Source organism: Sinorhizobium sp. GQ132 (assembly GCF_059758575.1).
In genome coordinates this window covers 145,163-171,835 of the sequence record NZ_JCAXDX010000001.1, presented here as the reverse complement: position 1 = coordinate 171,835, position 26,673 = coordinate 145,163, and the positions used below count along the sequence as shown (strand labels likewise).

22 protein-coding genes are annotated in these 26,673 nt (G+C 63.0%); 13 read left to right on the top strand and 9 right to left on the bottom strand.

The window, feature by feature from the left end; genetic code table 11:
- Positions 1-1,269, bottom strand: a complete 1,269-nt coding sequence (locus AC6CIG_RS00740; protein ID WP_498322022.1) for a 4-aminobutyrate--2-oxoglutarate transaminase — start codon at positions 1,267-1,269, stop codon at positions 1-3.
- 214 nt (positions 1,270-1,483) lie between these two features.
- On the opposite strand from AC6CIG_RS00740, the gene AC6CIG_RS00735 reads away from it, so the two are divergent.
- The 5 genes from AC6CIG_RS00735 (at position 1,484) to AC6CIG_RS00715 (ending at position 7,751) form a co-directional block, all read left to right on the top strand.
- Positions 1,484-2,314, top strand: a complete 831-nt coding sequence (locus AC6CIG_RS00735) for a MerR family transcriptional regulator (RefSeq protein ID WP_018098420.1) — start codon at positions 1,484-1,486, stop codon at positions 2,312-2,314.
- A 341-nt stretch (positions 2,315-2,655) separates the two neighbouring features.
- The gene (locus AC6CIG_RS00730) at positions 2,656-3,789 is read left to right on the top strand and encodes an acyltransferase family protein (RefSeq protein ID WP_102762542.1); all 1,134 of its coding nucleotides are present in this window, start codon (positions 2,656-2,658) and stop codon (positions 3,787-3,789) included.
- 16 nt (positions 3,790-3,805) lie between these two features.
- The gene (locus AC6CIG_RS00725; RefSeq protein ID WP_102762543.1) at positions 3,806-4,909 is read left to right on the top strand and encodes a glycosyltransferase family 2 protein; all 1,104 of its coding nucleotides are present in this window, start codon (positions 3,806-3,808) and stop codon (positions 4,907-4,909) included.
- 1 nt (position 4,910) lies between these two features.
- Positions 4,911-5,948, top strand: a complete 1,038-nt coding sequence (locus tag AC6CIG_RS00720) for a glycosyltransferase family 2 protein (RefSeq protein ID WP_026168969.1) — start codon at positions 4,911-4,913, stop codon at positions 5,946-5,948.
- 9 nt (positions 5,949-5,957) lie between these two features.
- Positions 5,958-7,751 (top strand): ABC transporter ATP-binding protein, encoded by a 1,794-nt coding sequence (locus AC6CIG_RS00715; RefSeq protein ID WP_498322020.1) that lies wholly within the window; start codon positions 5,958-5,960, stop codon positions 7,749-7,751.
- A 171-nt stretch (positions 7,752-7,922) separates the two neighbouring features.
- Here the strand turns inward: AC6CIG_RS00715 and fba are convergent, their stop codons facing one another.
- Positions 7,923-8,966 (bottom strand): class II fructose-bisphosphate aldolase, encoded by a 1,044-nt coding sequence (gene fba, locus AC6CIG_RS00710; protein WP_018098425.1) that lies wholly within the window; start codon positions 8,964-8,966, stop codon positions 7,923-7,925.
- 645 nt (positions 8,967-9,611) lie between these two features.
- On the opposite strand from fba, the gene AC6CIG_RS00705 reads away from it, so the two are divergent.
- From AC6CIG_RS00705 to AC6CIG_RS00690, 4 genes are read left to right on the top strand one after another with little or no spacing between them, the layout of a single operon-like run.
- Positions 9,612-11,210 (top strand): peptide ABC transporter substrate-binding protein, encoded by a 1,599-nt coding sequence (locus AC6CIG_RS00705; RefSeq protein WP_018098426.1) that lies wholly within the window; start codon positions 9,612-9,614, stop codon positions 11,208-11,210.
- 51 nt (positions 11,211-11,261) lie between these two features.
- The gene (oppB, locus tag AC6CIG_RS00700) at positions 11,262-12,185 is read left to right on the top strand and encodes an oligopeptide ABC transporter permease OppB (protein ID WP_003529067.1); all 924 of its coding nucleotides are present in this window, start codon (positions 11,262-11,264) and stop codon (positions 12,183-12,185) included.
- Positions 12,178-13,308 carry an ABC transporter permease gene (locus AC6CIG_RS00695; protein WP_411922830.1) on the top strand — a complete coding sequence of 377 codons (1,131 nt, stop codon included), beginning with the start codon at positions 12,178-12,180 and terminating at the stop codon, positions 13,306-13,308. Before oppB ends, AC6CIG_RS00695 begins: the two co-directional genes overlap by 8 nt.
- A 1-nt stretch (position 13,309) precedes the next feature.
- Entirely contained in the window at positions 13,310-14,911 is a 1,602-nt protein-coding gene (locus tag AC6CIG_RS00690) for an ABC transporter ATP-binding protein (RefSeq protein WP_498322018.1), read from the top strand.
- 148 nt (positions 14,912-15,059) lie between these two features.
- Here AC6CIG_RS00690 and AC6CIG_RS00685 read toward each other — a convergent pair whose 3' ends face one another.
- Both AC6CIG_RS00685 and AC6CIG_RS00680 read right to left on the bottom strand, forming a co-directional pair.
- Complete coding sequence (locus AC6CIG_RS00685; RefSeq protein ID WP_379939372.1) at positions 15,060-16,403, bottom strand: sigma-54-dependent transcriptional regulator; 1,344 nt, start codon at positions 16,401-16,403, stop codon at positions 15,060-15,062.
- The gene (locus tag AC6CIG_RS00680) at positions 16,400-18,220 is read right to left on the bottom strand and encodes a sensor histidine kinase (RefSeq protein WP_498322016.1); all 1,821 of its coding nucleotides are present in this window, start codon (positions 18,218-18,220) and stop codon (positions 16,400-16,402) included. Before AC6CIG_RS00680 ends, AC6CIG_RS00685 begins: the two co-directional genes overlap by 4 nt.
- A 273-nt stretch (positions 18,221-18,493) precedes the next feature.
- Between AC6CIG_RS00680 and AC6CIG_RS00675 the strand changes: the two genes are divergently transcribed.
- The 4 genes from AC6CIG_RS00675 to AC6CIG_RS00660 all read left to right on the top strand — a co-directional run bounded on the left by AC6CIG_RS00675 (position 18,494) and on the right by AC6CIG_RS00660 (position 20,838).
- On the top strand, positions 18,494-19,426 hold the full coding sequence (locus AC6CIG_RS00675) for a VOC family protein (protein WP_498322014.1): 933 nt from the start codon (positions 18,494-18,496) through the stop codon (positions 19,424-19,426).
- Between the two features lie 100 nt (positions 19,427-19,526).
- Positions 19,527-20,129: an alpha/beta hydrolase gene (locus AC6CIG_RS00670; RefSeq protein ID WP_018098433.1), complete on the top strand. Its 603-nt coding sequence runs from the start codon at positions 19,527-19,529 to the stop codon at positions 20,127-20,129.
- 86 nt (positions 20,130-20,215) lie between these two features.
- Complete coding sequence (locus AC6CIG_RS00665) at positions 20,216-20,455, top strand: type II toxin-antitoxin system Phd/YefM family antitoxin (RefSeq protein ID WP_498322013.1); 240 nt, start codon at positions 20,216-20,218, stop codon at positions 20,453-20,455.
- Positions 20,452-20,838, top strand: coding sequence for a type II toxin-antitoxin system VapC family toxin (locus AC6CIG_RS00660; protein WP_127709617.1), 387 nt, complete (start codon positions 20,452-20,454; stop codon positions 20,836-20,838). Before AC6CIG_RS00665 ends, AC6CIG_RS00660 begins: the two co-directional genes overlap by 4 nt.
- 3 nt (positions 20,839-20,841) lie before the next feature.
- On the opposite strand, the gene AC6CIG_RS00655 is transcribed toward AC6CIG_RS00660, so the two are convergent.
- The 5 genes from AC6CIG_RS00655 to AC6CIG_RS00635 are packed head-to-tail and all read right to left on the bottom strand — an operon-like array spanning position 20,842 to position 26,557.
- Positions 20,842-21,954, bottom strand: coding sequence for an ABC transporter permease (locus tag AC6CIG_RS00655; RefSeq protein ID WP_498322012.1), 1,113 nt, complete (start codon positions 21,952-21,954; stop codon positions 20,842-20,844).
- A gap of 1 nt (position 21,955) precedes the next feature.
- Positions 21,956-23,110, bottom strand: coding sequence for an ABC transporter permease (locus AC6CIG_RS00650; RefSeq protein ID WP_498322011.1), 1,155 nt, complete (start codon positions 23,108-23,110; stop codon positions 21,956-21,958).
- Positions 23,107-24,852: an ATP-binding cassette domain-containing protein gene (locus AC6CIG_RS00645; protein WP_498322009.1), complete on the bottom strand. Its 1,746-nt coding sequence runs from the start codon at positions 24,850-24,852 to the stop codon at positions 23,107-23,109. The genes AC6CIG_RS00650 and AC6CIG_RS00645 overlap by 4 nt, the downstream gene beginning before the upstream one ends.
- Entirely contained in the window at positions 24,852-25,856 is a 1,005-nt protein-coding gene (hlyD, locus tag AC6CIG_RS00640; RefSeq protein WP_018098439.1) for a secretion protein HlyD, read from the bottom strand. Before hlyD ends, AC6CIG_RS00645 begins: the two co-directional genes overlap by 1 nt.
- Entirely contained in the window at positions 25,853-26,557 is a 705-nt protein-coding gene (locus AC6CIG_RS00635) for a CerR family C-terminal domain-containing protein (protein ID WP_102764317.1), read from the bottom strand. The genes hlyD and AC6CIG_RS00635 overlap by 4 nt, the downstream gene beginning before the upstream one ends.
- Between the last annotated feature and the right edge of the window lie 116 nt (positions 26,558-26,673).

Here is a 26,673-nt window from a genome sequence, read left to right as displayed (position 1 = left end):
TCAACCGCGTGCTTCGAGGGTCGATGCCTCGATAATGTCGAGGGCTTCTGCGAAGACCTCGTCCTGGATCGTTATCGGCGCCAGGAAGCGGATGACATTGCCATGGACGCCGCAGGTCAGCAGGATCAGCCCCTTTTCGAGGGCAAGGAGGCGGACCTTGTTTGCGAATTCGGCGCTCGGCAGGTTCGTCCTCACGTCGTTGAATTCGACGGCGTTCATGAAGCCGGGTCCGCGGATGTCGACGATTTCCGGTGCTTTCTCGCGGATCGCCGCAAGGCGCTGCTTCAACCGGTTGCCGAGCTGGTTCGCCCGCTCGCAGAGGTTCTCCTCAACAATCACGTCGAGGACCGCATGCGCGGCGGCGATGCCGAGCGGATTGCCGCCATAGGTGCCGCCGAGGCCGCCCGGCCCGGGCGCGTCCATGATCTCGGCTCGGCCGGTGACGGCCGCAAGCGGGAAGCCGCCGGCGAGGCTCTTCGCCATCGTCGTCAGATCCGGCGCGACGCCGTGATGTTCCATGGCGAAGAGCTTGCCGGTGCGGGCAAAGCCGGTCTGCACCTCGTCGGCGATCAGCAGGATGCCGTGCTGGTCGCAGATCTCGCGAAGCGCCTTCATGAAGGCGGTCGGGACCGGATAGAAGCCGCCTTCTCCCTGAACCGGCTCGATGATGATCGCCGCGACACGGGCCGGATCGACATCGGCCGCGAAGAGCTTCTTCAGCGCCGAAAGCGACTGCTCGACAGTCACGCCGTGAAGCTCGATCGGGAAGGGGGCGTGAAAGACGTCTGCCGGCATCGCGCCGAAACCGACCTTGTACGGAACGACCTTGCCCGTCAGCGCCATGCCCATGAAGGTGCGGCCGTGGAAACCGCCCCCGAAGGCGACAACCGCCTGGCGGCCCGTCGCGGCGCGCGCGATCTTGACGGCGTTCTCGACGGCTTCCGCGCCGGTCGTGACGAAGATGGTCTTTTTCGCGAAGTCGCCCGGCACGATCGCGTTCAGGCGCTCCGCCAGATGCACGTAGTTTTCGTAGGGCACCACCTGGTGGCAGGTGTGGGTGAAGCGATCGAGCTGCGCCTTGACGGCAGCGATCACCTTCGGGTGGCGGTGGCCGGTATTGACCACGGCGATGCCGGCGGCAAAGTCGATGTAGCGGTTGCCTTCCTTGTCGAAGATCTCCGCGTTTTCCGCGCGCTCGGCATAGACCTGCGTGGTCATTCCGACACCGCGGGAGATGGCTGCATTCTTGCGATCTGTGAGGCTCGTCATCGTTGTCGTCCTGGTCGAGAGGGAATATATTGCATTTTTTCTGCAACTTTTCTCAGGAAGAGGTACATTTTTCAGGATGGATTGCAAATCAAATTTGCTGATCGAGACAACACCCGGATTGATGGGCGCTTCTTGTGCAGCCGCCGCGCTCGCGGCTAGATAGCCGCCGGCGATCGGCGGCACGGATCCGGCACGGTGATGAGGATATGAATTGATGGGCGGTATTGGCACCATTCGCTACAAGGTTGCCGAGGCGGCAAGGCTAGCGGGCGTGTCCGCCTCGACGCTCAGGCTTTGGGAAACGCAAGGTCTCGTCGTGCCGGAGCGTTCGGTGACGGGGCATAGACAATATACCGATGCCGATCTCGCCCGGCTGAAGCGCATTTCCTGGTTCCGCTCCGAACGCGGCCTCAACCCCGCAGCGATCAGGGAGGCTCTGGAGGCTGAAAGCGCCTTTACCGAAGACGAAAATGGCTCCGCCACGCCCACCGACGACAATGGCGACCTGCAGGTCGGGCGGAAGCTGCGCAGTCTGAGACATGCCGCAGGCAAGACGCTGGAGCAGGTGGCCGGCGACATAGGCATCGCCGCATCCGTGCTCTCGACCCTGGAGCGGACGTCGCAGGGCGTCTCCGTCGCCGTTCTGCACAACCTCGCCGAATATTTCGGAACCACCGTATCGAGCCTCTCCGGCGAAGGGGAGACAAGAGCGCGGGCGCTCGTGCGGGCCGGCGAATGGCGCAATTGGCCGCGCACGACACCGGGGGTGACGGTGCAGTTGCTGGCCGAAGGCAAGAACCAGATGGATTGCCATCGCTTCGTTCTGGCACCAGGCGCCTCGAGCGAGGGCGCCTACCGGCATGAGGGGGAGGAATTCGTCTACGTCCTCTCCGGACATGTGGAGTTCGTGCTGGATTCGGATCAGTTCTACGATCTCCACCCGGGCGACTCCCTTTATTTCGAGAGCCGCCGCCGCCATGCCTGGTCGAACAGGCACGACGGCGAAACCGTGTTGTTGTGGATCAACACGCCGCCGACGTTTTGATAGAAAACATCGGCACTTACAGCGTGAAAATAATTCAGATGTTTATGTGCTGACAGATGTATTCCGACGTAATGAGTCGGGCCGCTGCCAACCAACGCCTATTCAATCGCGCCGACGCTAAATATTGCGCCCAAGACACACTCCCGGCGTCTTGGGAATCGGCCGGCTATGTTGATGAAGGGCGGAACAAAGTTTGGCCCGATTCCCCCGTTCAGCCTCGAACAGTTCTTTAGCCTGCCCGACCGCTTGCTTCCATCGCCAAGCGATCAACGAACCTGATTGCAGACGATGCACCTGTTCGCGAATCGACGGAAGAAAGCTCGAACGGAGAGGGAGTGTTGATGCAGATGGTGCGCGACCAGCAGCTGGACGGCCTGAGAGCCGTAGCTGTCACAATGGTGCTCTACGCGCATTTCTTCGCAGCCGATGGATCCCATTGGGGCCATCTCGGCGTTCGGCTGTTTTTCGTATTGAGCGGCTTCCTGATAACCCGCCTGCTGCTCGATGCGCGCGACGCTGCCCGTTTCGAGCCGGCGACGGCACTCAAATCCTTCTACGCGCGCCGCGCACTTCGCATCTTCCCCCCTTACTTCGCCGTCCTCGCCGCCGTTTTTTTTCTTGATCTGGAACGATCGAAGGAGGTCATGGCGTGGCACGCCCTCTATCTGTCCAATTTCTGGTACGCGCTGCAGAACGAATGGTCGCCGTGGGTTCTCTGTCATACGTGGAGCCTGAGCATCGAGGAGCAGTTCTACCTCGTATGGCCACTGATCGTGCTGCTCGTGCCGCGCCGGTCGGTTGCCGGGGTTTGCATCGGCGTAATCGTTTGCTCGCTCGCCTACCGCTTTTACTGGCCGCTCACCGGTACTCCATCACTCGCGCGGGACCTTTTGCCGCCGGCGTCGATGGATGCGCTGGCCGTGGGCGCGCTGCTCGCCGCCCGCCCATCCTGGCGAGTCGGTTGGCCGGCATGGGCAAAACTGAGCTGGATGCCGCTTTCGCTCGCTTCGCTCGTCCTCGTGTGGTCGAAGCCGGTCGCCATGACACCGGTCGTCGCGTGGTTCGCCTGGATTGGCCTGGAGGTCCTCCCGCTCCTGCCGCTCGCCATGCTGGTCGGCGGCTGTTCGAAGGGGATCGGCGGGCTTGCCGGTCGGCTCGTCGCGCTTTCGCCTTTGGCGGCGCTCGGCCGGATCAGCTATGGCGTCTATCTTTTCCACGCGGTCGTGCTGGCCCTGGTCGTTCAAGCGCAGCCTTTCATCCCGGTCAATGTCTCGGATCAGGGGGCAGGGCGGTTCGTCGTTGCAAGTTCACTGACCCTGATGCTCGCCTCGGTTTCCTGGCTGTTCTTCGAAAAGCCGCTCAACGGGCTGAAGCGGCACTTTCCCTATATTCGTTCCGACGGCGGAGCCGGGGCGGCAGTCGCTATCCCTGGCGCCGGTCGTGACGAAGCCCTGCAGCCCCAGAACCTTCGATAAGCTCACGAGCCGAACCATGCCGACGCCCCTCGTCTCCATCGTCCTGCCTGTCTACAATGCGGAGCCGTACATCGCCGCAGCTATCGAGAGCGTGTTGCGCCAGGACTACGAGCGTCTGGAGGTAATCGCGATCGACGACGGGTCGACGGATCGGTCGCGGGACATTCTCGAACGCTATCGCAAGAGCGATTCTCGCGTTTCCATCATTTCCCGCGAGAACCGCGGCCTCATAGCGACACTGAATGAAGGCCTCGCGCTTGTAAAGGGCGAGCTTGTCGCGCGAATGGATGCCGACGACATCGCCTATCCGTCGCGCCTGTCGCGTCAGGTCGCATTGTTTTCCGCAGAGCCCCGGCTCGCCCTTTCCGGCACGGGCATCGACATGCTGATCGGCAATCGGATCATCCGCGGCAAGCCCAATCCCATATACCGCCCGGGAAGCCTGCGAATCCTGTCGATGTTCTTCACCATCTTCATGCATTCGACCGTTGTCTATAATCGTAACGTCATCCCGGAAGAGATGCTCCGCTACGACCCGAACTATGTGCATGCGGAAGATTTCGATCTCTTCAGGCGGATCGCGGATCGTTTCCCAGTCCACATGATCGACGAGGCACTGGTCGCCTATCGCATCCATGAGGATAGCGTGACCAGCAAGCACAAGCGGCAGATGCGCCGGACCCATTTGACCATCGTCGCCGAGAACCTCGCGCGGGATGCCCTTCTCGGAGAATCCGCAGCCCTCGAAGCAATCGGCGCCGCGGTGACGAGCGAGACGGTGGCACGTCTTGCCTACTGGGTCCTGGCGCTAGAGGGCGAGATTTCGGCCCAGCCGGGCGAGGTTCGGCGTGCCTATGAGGACGGCGCCCTTTGCTTCTTCTACTTCCTCTACCAGCTCATTGCCGACGAGGAGCAGCCGCGACTGACCCATGAGTTCCTGACGCGGACCGGGAAATGGGGCCTCATCCGCCGCCGCGAGCGATACGGGCTGCTTGCGGCCGCTCGCGCACCCTGGTGCAGCCGGATTTCGCTCGCCGCGAGCAAGCGGGTGGATCGGCTCGCGCGCCACCTGCAGTCGGTGCCCGCCGCGAGCGTGCTTTCCGGACATGGCTGGACCTGACATGGCCGTCGAACAGCCTGCAAAAGCGCAGAAACATCCAAGAGCACAGGCTGCTCGGCACTCGGTGGCCGCTTCATTGCTCGAAGCGTCGGAGCCGTTCGTCAGCTTCATCGTCTGCACGCGCAACCGCGTCCGGGCGCTTGGCGCCTCGATCCGATCGATCGAGGCCGCATGCCATGCCCATGCGGCGAACAGGAGCGAACTCGTCGTCGTCGACAACGGCTCCACGGACGGCACCCCGGAAGAACTCGCACGCATGGCAGCAGCCTCGACAATGCCGATCACGCTCGCCACCGAGCCTCGCCCGGGTCTCGCCGCGGCACGCAATACAGGGATGGCGCGCGCGCGGGGCCGGATTCTCGTCTTCATCGACGACGACTGCGAGGTGGACAGGAACTATCTCGCCGACCTCCAACGGCACTACGCCAGTGGCGATGCGCGGGTCATCCGCGGAGGACGCGTGGAACTCGGCGATCCTGCCGACCTGCCGTTCACCATCAAGCGGTCGAAAGTCGCGGCACGTCTGACCCGCGACGTCCACCCCGGCGGCTTCGTGCTCGGCTGCAACATGACCATGCATCGCGACGTCGCGGCACGCATCGGTCCTTTCGACGAGCGCTTCGGCGCAGGCGCGCCGCTGAAGGCCGCGGAAGATACGGATTACCTGGTCCGGGCATTTCGGCTCGGCATTCCGGTCGAATACGTGCCGGACATGGTAGTCCATCATCATCACGGCCGCCGCCTTCGTGCGGCGATCGAAGAACTGCATCGTAATTACAGCCTCGGCAATGGCGGGCTCTGTCTGAAGCACCTGCTCGGCGCGCCCTGGCTCCTCAAGCATTTCGGCTGGACCGTCAGGTCCGCATGCGGCGAAGTTTTCGGAGGCGCCCGCTTCGACCCGAAGCTGCAACTGTCGCATTGGCCGATCGTTTCGATGAACATTGTCGGCGCCGCGCGCTTCGCGCGGATCGCTATGGCAAACGCGGCGCAGCCGACCGAACGGCGCCAGCCCGAACAAGCAGCACCGAAGCTCAGGTGAGGACCGCAAATGCGTAGATTCCTATTGCCGGGACTGGAGGTCCTGCGCGGCGCGCTGGGGCGGCAAATGCGCCTGCTGCCGGCCGTCGTCATTCTCGGCCTCGCCAGCGCCGCGCTCGAAGGCGCCGGCATCGGCCTCATCATTCCGATGCTGGGCATCATCGCAGGAGATGGACAGGCCAACGGCTTGAGCGGCATATCCGCTTACTTTCAGGCGGTAGGAGAGGGCTTGGGAGACGGCGAACGCCTGCTGGTCATTGCGGCAGCCGTGCTCGCGCTGATCGTGCTCAAGAATATCCTCGCCTTCGCCAACACGTTGCTCACGACCTTCATCTACGGCAAGGCCAGCCACGCCATCCGCAGCGCGCTTTCGGATCAGCTCCTGCGGATTGGATATCCGTTCTTCATGCAGCAAAGTCCCGGCCGGCTGCTCAACATCATCTCCAACGAGTCGTGGCGCGCGTCCGACGCGATCCAGACGGTCCTTTCGTCTATCGTGCACGGCTCGGCGGCCGTCATTCTGCTCGCCTTTCTCTTGCTCATGTCCTGGCAGATGACGCTTTTCGTGGCGCTCGGCCTCGTCCTTGTCCAGCTTGCTCATGCAGCGCTCTCCGCGACGCTCAAGGGCCCAAGCCGCCATGTGACCTCCTTCAACAGCGAGCTTGCCGCCAGAATGCTGCATCTCGTTCATGCCGGAAGGCTGATCCGCGCGTTCGGCCAGGAAAGGCGCGAGAAGGATGCATTCGATTCCGCGTCCGACGCCGTTCGCCGTGCCGGCTTTGCCCTCCAGTCACGACAGGGGGCGCTGCCGCCGCTGACCGAGGTGCTCCACTCGGCGTTGTTTCTGGCCGTTGTGGTAAGCGCCTGGTCCGTCGGCGTCAGCTTTCCGGTGATCGTCGCCTTCGTCGTGCTGCTATATCGACTGCAGCCGCATATGCGCGCCCTGCAGATGTCCTGGAGCCAGATTCAGGGCTGGAGCGGATCGCTCGAAGAGGTGCGATGGCTTCTCGACTCCTCCGACAAGCCGAAGCCTCCTCAGGGCAATGCCCCGGTCGACGGCCTGCACGAGGGCATGAAATTCGACCGGGTGACCTTCCGGTATCCCGGTTCCGAGGTGCGTCCCCTGGTGCTGCATTCCGCAAGCTTCGAAATCCGCAGCGGCCGTTCCACCGCGATCATCGGCCGTTCCGGCGCCGGAAAGACGACGATCGTCAATCTCCTCTGCCGTTTCGTCGAGCCGGATGAAGGACGCATCCTCGTCGATGGCGTGCCGCTCGACGAGATCGATCCCGTTCAGTGGCGCCGCCAGATCGCGGTCGCCAGCCAGGACCTCGAACTGGTGGACGGCACCGTCCTGGAGAACATCACCTACGGTCAAAGCGCCACACCTGCAGAAGCGGAACGCGCCGCGAAGCTTGCCGAAGCGCACGGCTTCATCGAGCAGCTGCCGCAGGGCTATGAGACGCTCGTCGGCTACAGGGGTGCAAGCCTCTCGGCAGGCCAACGCCAGCGCATCGCGCTTGCCAGGGCGCTGGTGCGCGATCCGGCGATCCTGATCCTCGACGAGGCGACGAATGCGGTCGACGGCCTGTCGGAGGCGGCGATCGTCGAGACGTTGAGATCGAGGGCCGGCAGGCGCACGACGATCGTGATCAGCCATCACCGGAGCACGATCTCGTTCTGCGACGACGTCGTGGTCCTCGGCTCCGGGCGCGTCAAGGGCCAGGCCGCGCTGGCGGACGTCGCGTCGCTCAGCATGGACCAGCTCTACGAGCATGAGACCGGCACGGGGGGCGGAGGGTAGAGGTTTGCGGCACGGGCGCAGACTGCCGGATGCAGGGCGCGCGAGGACCCCGGCTGCTTGTCCATCGACCCTGGTTGCGGGCGCTGAGGCGCGGCCCCTACCCGCTGCCGCGACCTCCCCGTTTGGACGGGGAGAAGGGGCCGGCAGGCGGAGGGGGCTCTGATCTGAAAATTATGCGGCGGCGTAGCGCTTGGCCATCTCCGGCAACCGCAGCACCCGGATCTTCGATGCCTGGCCGGCGGCGTGGAAGGCCTCGAAGCGCTCCTTGCAGACCTCGGTCATGTGGGCAATTGCCGGCTTCAGATAGTTGCGCGGATCGAAATTATCCGGATGTTCGATATGGTGCTTGCGGATCTCGCCGGTAAAGGCGAGGCGGAGGTCCGTGTCGATATTGACCTTGCGCACACCGAGCGGAATGGCCTTCTGAATCTCGGACACCGGAACGCCCCAGGTCTTCTTCATCTTGCCGCCATAGGCGTTGAAGAGTTCCTGGAGATCGGCGGGGACGCTCGAGGAACCGTGCATGACGAGGTGGGTGTTCGGCAGACGCTTGTTGATCTTGGCGATCGTCTCGATCGAGAGGATCTCGCCGTCGGGTTCGCGGGTGAACTTGTAGGCGCCGTGGCTGGTGCCGATGGCGACCGCAAGAGCGTCGACGCCGGTCTTCGAGACGAAGTCGAGGGCCTGCTCGGGGTCGGTCAGCAATTCCTCGCGTGAGAGCTTGCCTTCAAATCCATGGCCGTCCTCCTTGTCGCCGGCACCCGTTTCCAGATTGCCGAGGCAGCCGAGTTCCCCTTCGACGGAAACGCCGGCAGCATGGGCGATCTTCACGACTTCCGCGGTGACGGCGACATTATATTCGTAGCTCGCGACGGTCTTGCCGTCCTTCTCCAGCGAGCCGTCCATCATCACGGAGGTGAAGCCGTTGGTAATCGCCGAGATACAGGTCGACGGCTGGTCGCCATGGTCGAGGTGGAGGCAGACGGGGATATGCGGATATTCTTCCGCAGCGCCGAGGATCAGATGGCGCAGAAACGCATCGCCGGCATAGGCCCGGGCGCCGCGGCTTGCCTGCAGGATGACAGGAGAGTCGGTCGCATCCGCGGCCCTCATGACGGCCTGGATATATTCGAGATTGTTCACATTGAAGGCCGGCAGTGCGTAATTGTTCTCTGCCGCGTGGTCGAGCAGTTGCCGCAATGTGATCAATGCCATTCTTAACTCCCTGATGCTCCGCGCCACTCGAGGCGCCAGTTCAAGCGCACAATAATTCATGCGGGGCGTTTGGCAACCGGGCCGGCGGTCGTGCGGGTCGCTTGATGGACGTGCGTCAGACCAAATTGCTGTGGATGAGAAATCCCCCTGCCAGAAATCGCTACTTTCGCCCTCTGGTGGTGTTGCCAATCTCAGTTGTGCCCGCAGAGCAGCCGCGGGTTTTCGCGACCGGCGGCAGGTTCGGTCCGGAACGTGGCGGCGTTCGCCGTCCGCATGAGGGTGAGCCGATGTGCAAAAAGATTGCAGCGATTGGGGCAATTTTTTATGCATATTACGTAAAGTGCCGCTACAATTCATGAAGGTTGCATGACTGCTCTTTCGGAGCATTCTTCCGTAACGAAGCGCAACATGCCGAAGCGATCTACAACGTTACAGGTGGATCTCCGCGCGCCGGGGCCGGCCGGCAGACCTGCGTCGTGAAAGGGAGGAAATTCGTCGCAAACGCCTATACAACCTAAGCGATTATCGGCGTTCGCGTTTTAAAGAGAAGGCTGCAATTTTCCGGGCAGATCGCTTGCGTTCGCTGAAAATTTGCACTTCTCTCCTGCGATCAATGAACCCAAAACGAGGGGAAGGAGAAGAAAAATGGCTTCACTGAAACTCAATCTCAGGGCCGCTGCGCTCATAGGCTCGCTGCTCATCGGGGCAAGCCCCGCGCTCGCCGAGGCGGTACTTCACCGCGGCAATGCCGGCGAACCGCAGACGCTCGACCAGGCCCACACCTCCATCAACATCGAGGAGTTCATCCTCAAGGACCTCTATGAAGGCCTGACGATCTACGATGCCGCGGGCAAGATCGTTCCGGGCGCCGCCGAAACCTGGGAGCTTTCGGACGACGGTACCGTCTACACGTTCAAACTGCGTGCCGATGCCAAGTGGTCGGACGGATCGCCGGTGACGGCAGAGGATTTCGCCTTCTCCTTCCGCCGCGTGGAGGATCCGAAGACCGCGGCCGAATACGCCAACATCCTCTTCCCGATCAAGAACGCCGAAAAGGTCAACAAGGGCGAAGTGCCGGTCGACCAGCTCGGCGTAAAGGCCGTCGACGAAAAGACCCTGGAGGTTACCCTCGAACGGCCGACGCCCTTCTTCCTGGAACTGCTCGCACACCAGACGGCGCTTCCGGTCAGCAAGGCGAGCGTCGAAAAGAACGGCGCGGACTTCGTTAAACCGGGTGTGATGGTTTCGAATGGCGCATTCAAGCTGACGGCGCATGTGCCGAACGACAGTCTGACGGTGGAGAAGAACACCAATTATTGGGATGCCGCCAATGTCAAGCTCGACAAGGTGATCTTCTATCCGATCGACGATCAGGCGGCCTCTGTCCGGCGTTTCGAAGCAAAGGAAATGGATCTCGCCTACAACTTCTCCGCCGACCAGATCGAGCGCCTGCGCACGTCCTATGGAGAGCAGGTGCACGTTTCCCCGACGCTTGCCACCTATTACTACGCTTTCGACACCCGCCAGGAGCCCTATAGCGATGTCCGCGTCCGCCGGGCACTTTCGATGGCGGTCGACCGCGACTTCCTTGCCAAGGAAATCTACAGCGGTTCGCAGCTGCCGTCCTATTCGATGGTCCCGCCGGGCATCGAGAGCTACGGCGATCCCGCCAAGGCCGACTTTGCCGACATGTCGCAACTCGACCGCGAGGACAAGGCGATCGAGTTGATGAAGGAAGCCGGTTACGGCGAGGGCGGCAAGCCGCTCAACATCGAAATCCGCTACAACACCAATCCCAATCATGAGCGTGTCGCGACGGCGGTCGCCGACATGTGGAAGAACACCTTCGGCGCCAAGGTCTCGCTGGTGAATCTCGACGTGTCGTCGCACTATGCCTACCTGCAGGAGGGCGGCAAGTTCAACGTCGCGCGTGCCGGCTGGGTCGCCGATTACGCCGATGCAGAGAACTTCCTGGCACTGAGCCTCAGCACCAACAAGACCTTCAATTACGGCCATTTCGAAAACGCCGAATTCGATGCGCTGATGAAGAAGTCCTATGAGGAACAGGATCCGGCGGCACGATCGAAGATCATGCACGAGGCTGAAACTCTGCTGATGAAGGAGCAGCCGATCGCGCCGTTGCTGACCCAGGCGGACCTCTGGCTCGTCGCGGAACGGGTCAAGGGCTGGCAGGACAATGCGCCGAACGCGCATCTGAGCAAGTTCCTGAGCATCGCCGAATAACGAACTGAGGCGACGCGCGGGCACCCGCGCGTCGCCTCCGGAGCAAAGTCAATGATCTCCTTCATCCTTCGCCGGCTGGCGAGTGCGGTGCCGACGCTGTTCATCGTCGTCACCATATCCTTCTTTCTGATGCGTTTTGCCCCCGGTGGGCCCTTCAACCTCGAGCGTCCTCTCCCGCCCTCCACGATGGAGAACCTGATGAGGACCTATCACCTCGATCAGCCGCTCTGGCGCCAATACGCCACCTATCTCGGCAATGCCGTCACGGGCGACTTCGGTCCGAGCTACATTTACCACGACAACAATGTCGCGCAGCTAATCGGCAAGGGACTGCCCTATTCAATGGAGCTCGGCTTTTACGCGCTGTTGCTCGCGGTCGTCGGCGGCGTCATAACGGGAACGATCGCCGCCTTGCGGCAGAACAGCTTCCTGGACTTCGCGGTCATGTCGGTTTCCACGATCGGGGTCACCGTGCCGAACTTCGTCGTCGGTCCCGTGCTGACGCTGATCTTTGCGATCGTGCTCGCGTGGCTGCCCGCCGGCGGCTGGGGCGACGGTTCTCTCCGCTTTCTCATCCTGCCGATGATCGCGCTCGCGCTTCCCCAGCTTGCGGTCTTCGCCAGGCTCACGCGCGGCTCGATGATCGAGGCCCTCAATACGGATCATATCCGCACCGCGAAAGCCTATGGCCTGCCGTCCCGCGCCGTGGTCGTGACGCACGCCATGCGCGGTGCCATGCTGCCGGTCGTCTCCTATCTTGCTCCTTGCGCCGCCGCTCTCCTTACGGGCTCGGCCGTGGTGGAAACGATCTTCACTATACCGGGCGTCGGGCGCTACTTCGTGCTCGGAGCGATCAACCGCGACTATACGCTGGTAATGGGCACCGTGATCCTCATCGCCATCTTCGTCATCCTCTTCAATCTTCTGGTCGATATTCTCTACGGCCTGCTCGATCCGAGGGTTCGCCATGACTGATATCGCTCAGATCCCGGCATCGATGCCCGAAACCAAAGGCCGAAGCCTCTTTCAGCTTGCAACGCTGCGCTTCCGCCGCAACCGCCCGGCCATGGCCGGTTGCGTCATGCTTGTGCTCATCGCGCTCTTTTCCTTCGTCGGGCCGCTTTTTTCGCCTCACAGCTACGATCAGGTCTTTCCGTCCTATGTCACGATCGGCCCCAGCCTCGAGCCGCGTCCGGACACCTCGACACTTCAGGACGTGATGGAAGGCGTGGCGACGCGTGCACGCGTCACGCTCACGGAATTCAACGTCGAAGGCCAGACCTTCACCGCCACCGTGACCTCGGACGAGCCTATCGATCCTCGCGCCACGCGCTATTTCGACCGGGCGAACGAGTTCGAGAACACCGAGGTGGTCGCGACGGAGAACGACGGCCGTACCCTGAAGGTCGAGGGCGAGGTGGCTCGGGAATATTTCCCCTTCGGCACCGATTCCAACGGCCGTGACCTGCTTGTCCGGGTGATGCTGGGCGGCCAGATCTCCATCGCCGTCGGTCTGCTGGCGAGTCTCGTTTCGCTCGGCATCGGCGTCGTATACGGGGCGACATCGGGCTATATCGGCGGGCGCGTCGATAACGTCATGATGCGCCTGGTCGAGATCCTCTATTCGCTGCCCTTCGTTTTCCTCGTCGTGGTGCTCGTCGTCTTCTTCGGCCGCAGCTTCATCCTGATCTTCCTGGTGATCGGGGCTGTCGAATGGCTGGATATGGCCCGTATCGTGCGCGGCCAGACGCTGGCGCTCAAGCGGCGTGAGTTCGTTGGAGCGGCGCAGGCGCTGGGTCTGACCGACTGGCAGATCATCCGCCGGCACATCATCCCGAATACGATCGGTCCGGTCATCGTCTTCGTCACCGTCGTCGTGCCGAAGGTCATCCTGCTCGAGAGTTTCCTGTCGTTCCTCGGGCTGGGCGTGCAGGCGCCGCTTACGAGCTGGGGTGCCCTGATCTCGGAAGGTGCGAACAACATACAGTCGGCGCCGTGGCTCTTGATCTTCCCCGCCATCTTCTTCGTCGTGACGCTGTTCTCGCTGAATTTCGTCGGCGACGGCCTGCGCGATGCGCTCGACCCGAAGGACCGCTGACATGACAGAGATGAAGGACTCCATTCTCGCTGTGCGCGGCCTGAAGGTCGACTTTTCCACCCCCGACGGCACCGTCGAAGCGGTCAAGGGCATCGATCTCGACGTCCGTTCCGGCGAGACGCTCGCAGTTGTCGGCGAATCCGGTTCGGGCAAGAGCCAGACAATGATGGGCATCATGGGTCTGCTCGCCAAGAACGGGACGGTGACGGGTTCGGCGCGCTATCGCGGCCAGGAACTCGTGGGCCTTGCACCGAAGGCACTGAACAAGGTGCGCGGCTCGAAGATCACCATGATCTTCCAGGAACCGATGACTTCGCTCGACCCGCTTTATACGATCGGCCGCCAGATCGCCGAGCCGATCGTCCATCACCGGGGCGGCAGCTTCAACGAGGCGCGCAGACGCGTCCTCGAGCTCCTGGAGCTCGTCGGCATTCCCGAACCGGGGCGGCGCATCGACAGCTATCCGCACGAGCTTTCCGGCGGCCAGCGCCAGCGCGTCATGATCGCCATGGCGCTTGCCAACGAGCCGGACATCCTGATCGCCGACGAGCCGACGACCGCCCTGGACGTGACCATCCAGGCCCAGATCCTCGATCTGCTCAAATCGCTGCAAAGGCGCTTCGGCATGGCGATCGTTCTGATCACCCACGACCTCGGCATCGTCAAGCACTTCGCCGATCGGGTCGCGGTCATGCGCCGCGGTGAGGTCGTGGAGCAGGGGGTGACGGCCGATATCTTCGAGCGGCCGAAGGCGGACTATACCAGGATGCTGCTGGAGGCCGAACCGAGCGGGCGCAAGGCTCCGCCTTCCGACAATGCCCCGATCATCCTGGAGGGTCGCAATGTCGCGGTGGACTATACGATCCCTGGCGGCCTCTTCCGCGGGGCCTCGGCCGCTTTCCGTGCAGTCGACGGCGTCAATCTGAGGCTCAGGCAGGGTCAGACGATCGGGATCGTCGGCGAATCCGGCTCCGGGAAGTCGACGCTCGGCCGGGCGCTGCTGAGGCTTCTGCCGAGCAGCGGCTACTACCGTTTCGGCTCGACCGACATTTCCGGCTTCGACCGCGGCGCGATGCGACCGCTGCGCCGCCAGCTGCAGCTCGTCTTTCAGGACCCTTACGGGTCGCTCTCGCCACGCCGGACCGTGGGCGAGATCATCACCGAAGGCCTCCATGTGCATGAGCCCGACCTGAGCCGTGCCGACCGCGACCACAGGGCCATCGCAGCGCTGAAGGAAGTCGGTCTCGACCCCGCCTCGCGCAACCGCTATCCGCATGAATTCTCCGGCGGACAGCGCCAGCGCATCGCAATCGCCCGCGCGATCATCCTGAAGCCGAAGGTCGTCATTCTCGACGAACCGACTTCGGCCCTCGACCGGTCGGTGCAGGGGCAGGTGATCGAACTCCTGCGCGGTCTGCAGGAAAAGCACGGTCTCTCCTACATCTTCATCAGCCACGATCTATCAGTGGTGAAGGCGATGTCCGACTATGTGATCGTGATGAAGAACGGCCGGATCGTCGAAGAGGGGGAAACGGACGCGATCTTCGATGCGCCGAGGGAGCCCTATACCAAGACGCTGATCGGAGCCGCTTTCAACGTGTGAGGCAGGCAATCTCGTGCCGGATTGCCCCTCATCCCGCTGCCGCGTCCCTTCTCCCCGCAGGCGGGGAGAAGGGGCTATACGGCCCGAATTCGTCAACATGACCGCACTTTTTCAGGGCACGTCCCCTCACCCCGCGTGCGGGGGAGCACTACCGCTCCTCCGATAACGCCTTCTTGTCGAGCCCGAACTTCTGCATCTTCTCGTAAAGCGTCTTGCGTGAAATGCCGAGCGACTCGTAGACGGGCTTCAAAGCGCCGCCATGGGCCGCGAGAGCGCTGGCGATGACGCTCTTTTCGAAGGCGGCCACCTTGTCGGCCAGGCGCCGGCCGTTCGCCGATGCAAGCACCTCTTCGCGTTCGGCTTCGAGCCCGAGGACCAGACGCTCCGCGGCATTGCGCAACTCGCGAACGTTGCCGGGCCACTCGCGTGCGGCCATTTCCGAAGCGAGCGCGGGCGAGACGACGATGTCGTCCCGGCCGTAGCGAGCGGCGGATTCGCGGACGAGCTGCATGAAGAGCAGGGAGATATCGGAACGGCGCTGCGAAAGCGTCGGCACTCTCAAGGTTGCGACGTTCAACCGGTAAAGCAGGTCGGCACGAAAGCGGCCGCTTGCTACCTCGCGTTCCAGATCGACCTTGCTGGTGGCGATGAAACGAACATCGAGCGGTACGGTCTCGTTCGAGCCGAGGCGCGTTATGACCCGCTCCTGCAGCACGCGAAGGAATTTCGCCTGGAGATCGAAAGGCATGGAGCCGATCTCGTCGAGCAGGATGGTGCCGCCGCGGCCATGCTCGAATTTGCCGTAGCGCGGCCTGAGCGCCCCGGGGAATGCGCCCGGTTCGTGCCCGAAGAGCTCGCTTTCGATCAGGTTTTCGGGAAGAGCGGCGCAATTGATGGCGATGAACGGGCCGCTCGCGCGGCTGCTCAAATCGTGGAGCGCGCGGGCGACGACTTCTTTTCCAACTCCCGTTTCGCCGATGATCAGCGTATCGGCGTCGGAGGCGCCGATCGCCCTGATGCGGTAGCGCAGGTCGACCATTGCCTGGCTTCGCCCGGGCAGCCGCTGTTCTATGTCGTCGCGTTTGCCCGCAACCGCCCGCAGGCGGCGGTTCTCGAGCACGAGACCACGCCAATCGAGCGCGCGGCGAATGGTGCCGGCAAGCATCTGGGCGGTGAAGGGCTTTTCGACGAAATCATAGGCGCCCTCGCGCATCGCCCGGACCGCCAGCTGCACATCGCCGTGTCCGGTCACCAGGATCACCGGCAGTTCGGCATCGATCTCGCGGATGCGCTGCAGAAAGGTCATTCCGTCCATTCCGGGCATGCGGATATCGCTGATGACGACGCCGTGGAAGCTGAAGGCGATGCGTTCGAGCGCATGCTCGGCGCTGGCAAACGTATCCACCCGGAAGCCGGCGAGTTCCAGCGCCTGAGCGCTGGAGCGACGCAGTTCCTCTTCATCGTCGACGAGCAGGATGCGGGTTTCGCTCATTCGGCTGCCTCCCGCCCGGCTTCTCCGGCAACCGCAAGCTCGATACGAAAGACCGCGCCACCCTCCGGATGGTTCGACACGGTGAGGCTTCCTCCGAAATCCTTGATGATGTTGTAGGAAATGGACAGGCCGAGTCCTAGACCTCTTCCCACGCCCTTGGTCGTGTAGAACGGATCGAAGATGCGTTCGGCAACTGCCGGAGCAACGCCCGCGCCCCGATCGCGCACCGTCAGCACGACCCTGCCGCCTTCGCGCCAGGCGCGCACCGAAAGCTTGCGATCGTCAAGTCCCTCGACGGCGTCGGCGGCGTTCGAGATCACGTTGACGAGCACCTGCTGCAAGCGGACCGAACCGGCGAGGACCGCCAGCTCATCGCCGAGATCGGTATCCATTTCGGCGTCTGCCGCTTTCAACCGGACTGCCACGATCTCCAGCGTGTCGCGCATCACCTCGTCGAGACGGACCGGGCCGAGCTTTTCATTGGGTTTTCGCGCAAAATTGCGCAGGTGACGGCTGATCGAGGCCATACGGTCGATTAAGCCCGAAATCCGCCGGACATTATCGCTCGCCTCGGCCGTGCGGCCACGCTCGATGAGCAGCGCGGCGCTGTCGGCATAGGTCTTGGCGGCGGCGAGCGGCTGGTTGAATTCGTGAGACAGGGCAGCGGACATCTGTCCGAGGCCGGCGAGCTTGCCCGCCTGGATGAGATCGGCCTGGGTCTGGCGCAACTGCTGCTCGGTGAGCCGCCGCTCGGCGATCTCCGCTTCGATCTGCGAATTGACGCGTGCAAGATCCGCCGTGCGCTCCTCGACGCGGCGCTCGAGTTCCTCCTGCGCCTGCTCCTGCATCAGAATGCGTTCCCTGAGCCTTGCGCGCCGTTGGATGATGATCGCGATCGCCAGGCCGGCAAGGCAAAGGAGCAGCATGACGGCTGCAACCGTGGTCAGGGCCTGGGTCCGCACGGATGCGGTGTCCGTAAGAACGTTCACGGTCCAATCCGCCTCCGGCATATAATGCGAGAGGGCCAGATATTCCCGCTCGCTGCCCTCGGACACCTTTAGCAATCGATGTCCGGAAAGCTCGCTTTGTACGACCGGCAGGGGGCGGAGCGTGGCGTCCGCATAGCGCCGCGAGCCCTCCGTCCGGGCAAGCCGGTCAGGCGTCAGCGGCAGGATCCCGGCATAGAGCCATGCAGGATTGCCGCTCATGAAGATGATGCCTTCGGGGTCGGAGACGAAGATCCGGTATTCGCCACCCTGCCAGGAGGCTTCGATGGTTTCGATATCCACCTTGAACACGATCACGCCGCGGATGTCCCCTCCGACGCGGACCGGCGCACCGAAATAGTAACCGCGCTTCAGCGATGTCGTGCCGAGAGCATAGAAGCGGGACTGGTTCCCCTTGAGTGCGTCCTGAAAATAGGGGCGGTAACTGAAATTCTCGCCGACAAAGCTCGTCGGTCCATCGTAATTGCTGGCGGCGATCGTGTTGCCGTCCGGTGTGATGACGTAGATGTCGGAAGACTTGAGGAGTCCGTTGATCTCCTTGAGATACGAATTGACGGCCCCGCGCAGCCGCCGGTCGCGCGGACGCGTGACCAGTTCCTTGACGTCATCATGGTCGGCGATCAGCGCGGGCAGGGCCTGATAGCGGTTCAGGTGACCGCTAAGGGCCGCAACCGCCAGCCGCAGAGCCGTGTTCGCCTGCGAGGAAGCCTCCTGCATATAGCTGCGCGTGGCGACGGCGGTTCCCTGGACGGCGATCAATCCTGCGGCTGCCGGCAGGAGAAGGAGGGCAAGAACGAGACGGTATTTCACGGGATGGCCGGGCTCCTCCTCCCGCTCGCGGTGTTGGCCGCAGGATCGAACGTTGCCGGCCGCCGCGATGCTAAATGGCGCTCTGACGCGTGGCAAGCTGCCATGCAGGCAGTCCTCTCCGGTCTGTGGTCGTAATTGTTAACGGTCATTCTGTCGTGTCAACACCCCATTGACAATCCGTTCTTTCGCAACGGTCTTTCGCTCTCGGCGTCCAGAGAGCATCTAACCGACATCAACGCACCCCGCAAAGCGCGGGCAGAAAGGAAGCGGATCATGCTTGACCAGATCAAAGGCCTGCATCACGTAACGTCGATGGCGAACGACGCCCGCACGAACAACCGGTTCTTCACCGATACGCTCGGCCTGCGCCGCGTCAAGAAGACGGTGAACTTCGACTCGCCGGACGTCTACCATCTCTACTATGGCGACGAGACCGGCACCCCCGGCACGGTGATGACCTATTTTCCCTTTCCGCAGATGCCGCGCGGCCGCGCGGGCACCGGAGAGGTCGGGACGACCGTCTTCTCAATCCCGCGGGGCTCGCTCGGCTTATGGCAGGAGCGCCTGGCGACACTCGGTGCGACCGGTCTCAACCAAACGGAAAGCTTTGGCGAAAAGCGCCTGAACTTTGCCGGTCCGGACGGCGACGGCTTCGCTCTCGTCGAGGTCGAGGATGACCCGCGTACGCCCTGGACCGAAGGCGGCATCTCCTCGGATCACGCCATTCGCGGCTTCCACTCGGTCGCCATGCGGCTACGCGACGAAGGCGCGACTGCGGAACTGCTGAAGTTCATGGGTTACGAGGAACTCGACCGCAAGGACGGCGTAACCAGGCTGATCGTGCCCGGCGGCAACGGCGCGAGCCTCGTCGATCTGGAGACGCTGCCAAACATCAGCCGCGCCGCACAGGGTGCCGGCTCGGTTCACCACGTCGCGTTCGCCGTCGACAACCGCGAGAAGCAGTTGGAGGTGCGCAAGGCGCTGATGGACACCGGCTACCACGTGACGCCGGTGATCGACCGGGACTATTTCTGGGCGATCTATTTCCGCACGCCCGGCGGCGTTCTCTTCGAGATCGCCACGAACGAGCCCGGTTTCGACCGGGACGAGGACATCGCGCATCTGGGAGAGGCGCTGAAGCTGCCGCAGCAGCACAAGCATCTGCGCCCGGTTCTCGAAAGCCATTTGCAGAAGCTGGACGCCTAGCGGCCAGCACCCTGTGCGCTCCTTCCGCTGGCGCAGGAAGGAGCGCACTTCTTTAGATAGAAGAAGTGTTCGCAACCACACGCGCACAAAGGAGAAATCGATGGTCGATCATGGCTATGTGCACACATTGAAATCCGGCAGGCCCGGCGGTCCGATCCTTTTCGTACTTCACGGGACAGGCGGCGACGAGAACCAGTTTTTCGGCTTCGGGGCGCAGCTCCTGCCGGAGGCCACCGTCGTGTCGCCGCGGGGCGACGTATCGGAACACGGGGCTGCCCGCTTCTTCCGGCGAACGGGCGAGGGCGTTTACGACATGGCGGACCTCGCGCGTGCGACGGAGAAGATGGCGGGTTTCGTGAAGGCGCTCGCTGGCGAACACGACGCCTCGGAGATTGTCGGTCTCGGCTATTCCAACGGCGCCAACATTCTCGCGAACGTACTGATCGAAGAGGGCCTCTTCGACAAGGCCGTGCTCATGCATCCGCTGATCCCGTTCCGTCCGGAGGACAATCCCGCGCTCGCCGGCCGCAAGATCCTGATTACGGCCGGAGAACGCGACCCGATCTGCCCGGCCCCGCTGACACGGGCGCTCGGGGACTACTTCACGAAGCAGAAGGCGAAGGTGGAATTCGAGTGGCATTCCGGCGGCCACGACATCCGCCAGAACGAGATCGCCGCCATCGAAGCGTTCGTCAAAGGCTGAGATCATAAGTGCGGTAGCGCGGTATCTTGCAAAGACATGTGGAGTGAACTAAGTTTAGTGAACTAAGTTCGATTACGAGGACTCCGATGGAAACCGTCAACATTCACGAAGCGAAAACCCACTTGTCGCGACTGATCGAGAAGGCGGCGCAGGGGCAGCCCTTTATCATTGCAAAAGCGGGAAAGCCGATGGTGAAGGTGATCCCGATCGATCAGCCTTCCGATTCGAAAGTGCAGCGGATCGGCTTCATGGCGGGTCAGTTTACGGTACCGGACGACTTCGATCAGATGGGCCGTGACGAGGTTGCAGATCTTTTCGGCGCATGAATATTCTTTTTGATACGCACATTCTCCTCTGGGCGGCCGGTGTACCCGGCCGCTTGTCGAAAGAGGCCCGCGCTCTTATCGAAAGCTCCGAGAATACGCTTTACTTCAGTGCGGCCAGCGTGTGGGAGATCGCGATCAAGCGTGGCTTGGGGCGGATGGACTTCGATGCCGATCCACGGCTCCTGCGCCGAGGTTTGCTGGACAATGGTTACCGGGAACTGCGGATCGACGGCACCCATGCGGTGGCACTTGATCAACTCCCCCTGATACACAAGGACCCATTCGACCGCATTCTCATCGCGCAGTCTCTCGTCGAAGGACTTACGCTCGTCACGTCCGATGAAGTCGTCAGCCGCTACCCCGGTCCTATCCGGCTTGTATAGTCTTCATTCGAGCCGCCTGCGGAACAGCCACGCGGCCGAGGAGAGGGTGACGATCGCGATCAGGCAAAGCGGCAGCGTCTGGTGGACGACTTCGGCAAGGGGAATGTCCTTTAGAAACACACCTTTCACGATCACCAGGAAATAGCGCAGCGGATTGATCAGCGTCACTGGCTGCAACCAGGCGGGCATGTTTTCGATCGGCGTCGCGAATCCGGAAAGCAGCATGGCCGGGACCATGAAGAGGAAGGCCCCGAGGATCGCCTGCTGCTGCGTCATGGACAGCGCCGAGATGAAGAGACCGAGGCCGACGACGGCGGCGAGATAGAAGATGGCACTCCCATAGAGCAGGAACAGCGAGCCGCGCAGCGGCACGCCGAAGATGAAGACCGCGGCAAGGATATAGATGGTGATGTGGAAGAGGCCGATCATCATCGGCGGGATGAGCTTGCCGAGCAGGATCTCGTGGGTGCGCAACGGTGACACGATGAGCTGGTCGAAAGTGCCGAGCTCCCGCTCGCGCGCGACCGACAGCGCCGTGACGATAAGCCCGATCAGGAGAGCGATGCTCGCGACCAGGTTCGGCACCATGAACCATTGGTAGGTGAGGTTCGGATTAAACCAGTTGCGGACCTGGACCCGGATCGTCTCGGAGGCCGCACGCCTGCCCGCCGGCGTGTCGGCCGCGACGGCGCCGACGATGCGGCCGAGATAGCCGGAGACGATCTGCGACGCGTTGGAACGCCGGCCGTCGAGGATCACCTGCACCTCCGCCGGTCTGCCCGCCTCGATATCGCGGGAGAAGGTGGGGCCGATCTCCAGTACGGCCAGGACTCGCTGGGTATCGATCGCGAGGCGGACCTCGTGAGGGCTGCTCGCGAGCTCTATCGAGCGAAAGGTCGGAGAGCCGCCGATCTGCTGCACGAGTTCCTGGCTCCATTGGCCGTTGTCACGGTTGAGCACCATGAGATCGACGTCAGTCACCTCGAGCGTCGCCGCATAGGAGAAGACCAGGAGCTGGATGATCGGCGGGCCGATCAAAACGGTGCGGCCCTTCGGATCGCGCAGGACCGCGAGCAGCTCCTTGACGATCAGGGCTTTCAGCCGCGTCCACCACATGTCAGCCGATCCTCTTTCTGGTGCTTCGCGCCGCCAGCGCGAAGAACATGCAGCCGATCACGAACATCACCGCGATGGCGCGTGCGAACATCGGCCAGATATCGCCGGCGAGAAACACGGTCTGCAGACTGGGAATGAGGTAGCGCGCCGGGACGGCATAGGTGACCCATTGGATGACGGTGGGCATAGAATTGATCTCGAAGAGGAAGCCGGACAGCAGGAAGGCCGGCAGGAAGGCCGAGATCAGCGCGAGCTGCGAGGCGAGAAACTGGTTTTTCGTCGCGGCCGAGATCAGCAGCCCTTGTCCGAGCGCCGGCATCAGGAAGGTCGCCGAAAGGGCGTAGAGCGCCGCCACCGATCCCCGGAAGGGGACATCGAAAAGAAAGACCGCCACAAGCACGCAAAGCGTCATCGACGTAAGGCCGAGGACGAAGTAGGGCAGCAGCTTGCCGGCGAGCAGCTCGGCGGCGGAGACTGGCGTCGCCATCATCGCCTCCATCGTGCCGCGCTCCCATTCGCGGGCGACGACGAGCGAGGTGAGCAGCGTGCCGACCAGCGTCATCACGATCGCGATCGAACCCGGAACCAGGAAGTTACGGCTTGTCAGTTGCGGGTTGAACCAGAAGCGCTGTTCGGCGGAGATCGCCGGGGGCGGGCTCCGGCCCTCGCTCAAGCGCTGGCGCTCCCAATTGGCAACAGCACCCTGTGCATAGTTCTGCACGAAATTGGCGGTGTTCGGATCGGAGCCGTCGACGATCACCTGGACCGACGGATGGCGCCCCGCCGCGTGGTCGGCGGCAAAGCCGGCGGGGATCACGAGGATGCCGCGTACCCGTCCGAGAACGAGGTCGTCCTCAAACTCCCTGCGGTCGCGTCCGGTGACGACGGAAAAGTAGCGCGATGCCTCGAAGCTGGCAGCGAGATCGCGCGTGAGCGGGGTCGCCTCCTCGACCACGAGGGCGACGCGCGTGCGCGTCGTATCGAGCGACACGCCATAACCGAAGAGGAAGAGGAGGACCAATGGCAGGACGAAGGCGATCAGGATACTGCTCGGATCGCGTACGACCTGATAGGTTTCCTTGCGCACCAGGGCGGCAAAACGCCGGGCCCGGCCCGCGGGTTCGTACGCTTTCGCCATTTTCCTCTCGGCGTTCATGCAGCCTCCTTCGCCTCGGAGCCTTGAACGAGCGCGATGAACGCGTCCTCCATGGTCGGGTCGGGGAGGTCCTTGCTTGCGACACGGGCCTTCATGTCGTCCGGCGAGCCGAGTGCGATCGAGCGGCCGCGATAGATGAGTGAAATGCGGTCGCAATATTCCGCCTCATCCATGAAATGCGTGGTGACGAGAACGGTCACGCCCTTTTCGACGAGGCCGTTGATATGGGTCCAGAACTCGCGCCGGGTGATTGGATCGACGCCGGAGGTCGGTTCGTCGAGGAAAAGCACTTCCGGTTCATGGAGCACCGCACAGGCAAGCGCCAGACGCTGCTTGAGACCGAGCGGCAGGTCCTTGGCCGACATCTCGAGGATCGTGCGGAAGTCGAAGATTTCGCTCATCAGAGCGATGCGTTCGCGTTTTCTCGCGCCGGACAGCCCGTAGACGCCGGCAAAAAAATTGAAGTTCTGGATGACGCTCAAATCACCGTAGAGAGAGAATTTCTGCGCCATGTAACCCAGCCGATTGCGCGCCTCGGGGGCGTTGCGCCTGAGGTCGAAGCCGGCGACGCGGCCTTCGCCGGCGGTCGGCTTCAGGAGGCCGCAAAGCATTTTGAACGTCGTCGACTTGCCGGCGCCGTTGGGGCCGAGGAGGCCGAAAATCTCGCCGCGTGGAATATCGAAGGTGATGTTGTCGGCGGCGGTAAAGTCGCCGAAGCGTTTCGTCAGACCCCGCGCTTCGATCACGGGTCTGCCGGCGTCTTCGGCGAACTCGCGCTGTGTTTCCGCAAGCCTCGACCGGCCGCCGGGACCTCCGCCGAGCATATCGACGAAAGCGTCCTCGAAGCGGGGCGGGGTGACCGCTGCGTGAGCGACGTCGGCCGTGTCGCCGAGCGGCGGTGAAAGACCCTGCTTCATGACGAGACGTATGGCTTCGCCCTGGATCACGCCGTCGACCACGCCTTCCCCATCGAGGAGGCGCGCAAGCGCTTCGCGGCGGCGGCCGCGGATGCCGGAGAGGCGAAAGACGCGGTCCTCGACGCGGCCGGTCATTTCCGCCGGCGGGCCGGAAAACATGAGCCTCCCCTGATTGAGCAGGAAAACATGGTCGCAGGCTTCCGCCTCTTCGAGATAGGCGGTCGACCAGACGACGGCGATGCCCTCCGCCCTCAGATTTCCGACCATCTTCCAGAGGTCGCGCCGCGAAATCGGATCGACGCCGACGCCGGGCTCGTCGAGAAGCAGGAGCCGCGGCTTGCGCAGGAGCGCGCAGGCGAGGCCGAGCTTCTGTTTCATTCCGCCGGAGAGCTTGCCGGCAAGCCGCGTGGTGAAGCGGGCAAGATCGGTGAAGTCGAGCAACTCGCCGAAGGTCCGGCTGCGCTCGGTCTTCGGCAGGCCGCGCAGATCGGCGTAGAGGTCGAGGTTCTCCTGGACCGACAGGTCTTCATAGAGGCCGAAGCGCTGCGGCATATAGCCGATTGCCGCCTGGACACTGGCGGGATTCCTCCGGGTATCGTAGCCGAGCACTTCTACGGTGCCTGCATCCGGCAGCATCAGGCCGGTCATCAGCCGGATCAGCGTCGTTTTGCCTGCGCCATCCGGACCGACGAGACCGGTTACCCATCCGCCGAAGATTTCACCCGCAACCGCGTCTAGCGCCGGGGGCGCGGTACCGAACCGCTTGGTGACGGCGTTCAGCCGAACGAACGGGGTCGTGCCGGGCTCCGTTGCGGGGGCGGGCATCAGGAAGCCTCCTTCGCTTCCGGCAGGTGCACGGTGACCGGCATGCCCTGGCGAAGATCCTTGCCCGGATCGGCGATCACGATGCGCAGCCTGTAGACGAGATCGGTTCTGAGCTCGGGTGTCTCAACCGATTTAGGCGTGAACTCGGCGACGGGGGATATGAAGCCGACGGTTCCCTCATAGTTGCGATCGGGCGCGGTGTCGGAGGTGATCGTCACCTTCATTCCCGGATGTACACGGCCGAGGTCGGGCTCCGCGACATAGGCGCGGACCCAGACCGGTTCCGTCAGCGAAAGCACGTAGACGATATCGGCGGGCGAGACGATCGCACCGGTTTCACGCACGCGGGATATGATGACGCCGTCGCTCGGGGCGGCAAGTTGGGTGTCATCGAGCGAGATGCGGGCGCTCTCGGCTTTTGCCGTCGCGGCATTCGCCTGGGCCGCCGCTGCCGCTATGTCCTCTGCGCGGTTTCCCTCTTCGAGAAGCACCAAAGCCTCGCGGGCCGACCTTGCGCGTGCATCTGCCGCTGCACGGCTGGCGTTTGCCTGGTCGAGCTCCGCCTGCGAGATCGTGCCGTTCGGACGCAGCTGCTTTGCGCGTTCATAGGCGAGCTTCGCATTCTCAAGCTCCGCAAGGCGTTCTTCATGCGTGGCGCTCGCCTGGGCGATTTCGGCTGCGCGGGCCCCGGCCTTTAGCTTTGCCAGCGTCGCCCGGGCAGCCTCGGCGTCCGCTTCGGCGGCACCGAGCGCCTGGCGGAACGGCTCGGCGTCGAGCCTCGCGATCACGTCGCCTGCCTTCACGCTATCGCCCTCGTCGACGCGCAACTCAGCGATCCGCCCGCTCACCCGAAAGCCAAGCAACACCTGCCGAATGTCAACATTGCCGTAGAGCACCGCCTGCCGCGGCTCACCCGCAAAGCCGAGGCGCGCCGGCAGGTCGAACCACCAGGCACCGGCGAGAGCTGCGGCGACGATTGCAACGAGTATGGCGACCTTCCTCATGACCGGCGGTCCCTCTCGGCACCGAGCACCGCCACGAGTTCGGCGGCATGGCGGTGCAATGTCTCGATCTCCTTCGGTCCGGCAGATTCCCATTCGAGCTGGGCATAGACGGCTGCATGCGCCATTCGGAACACCAGAACGCTTCCGACGAAGGAGAGAGTTCTCAGACGAATGTGCTCCGAAGCCGGGTCGTCCTCGATGATCGCGCCGATCAGCCGGCTCGCCATGTCGATCATCGGCCCCATGATGCTGCCGTAGATGCGTTTGAATGCTTCGGTCGGCTCCATCTGCTCGCGAATGATGAAGCGTGCCCAGCTTTCCGATTCCTTGCTGACGAAGAGAGCGATCATCCTCTGGACCATCTGGGTCAGGAAATGCCGCGCTTCCATCGGCGTCATCGCAGCGCCTTCTGCATCGAGTTCGGCAAGGCGGGAGACGATCATGCTCCGCAGGTCGCCGACATGGCCGCCGATCATCGACGCAAGGTGCTCGGCGGCGGCTACATAGAGCCCTTCCTTGCCGCCGAAATAATAGGGAATCGCCTGGAGATTGACGCCCGCTGCATCGGCGAGCTTTCGCGTGGACGCGCCATCGAAGCCATAGCGTCCGAAGACGTCGATGGCCGTGTTGAGCAATTTCTCCCGCGTCGCGTCGCCGCGGTCGGCTCGGAGCACAGTGGGGCGGTTTCCATTCTTGATCATGCATCGATGATGCGCCAATCAATCGACTAAGTCAATCGATCGAATGAAATGAAGTGACTGTCTTGCAACGCCAGAGAGCAGCCCGCGTCTGCGGCGCGGGAAGCGTTCTTTCAGCC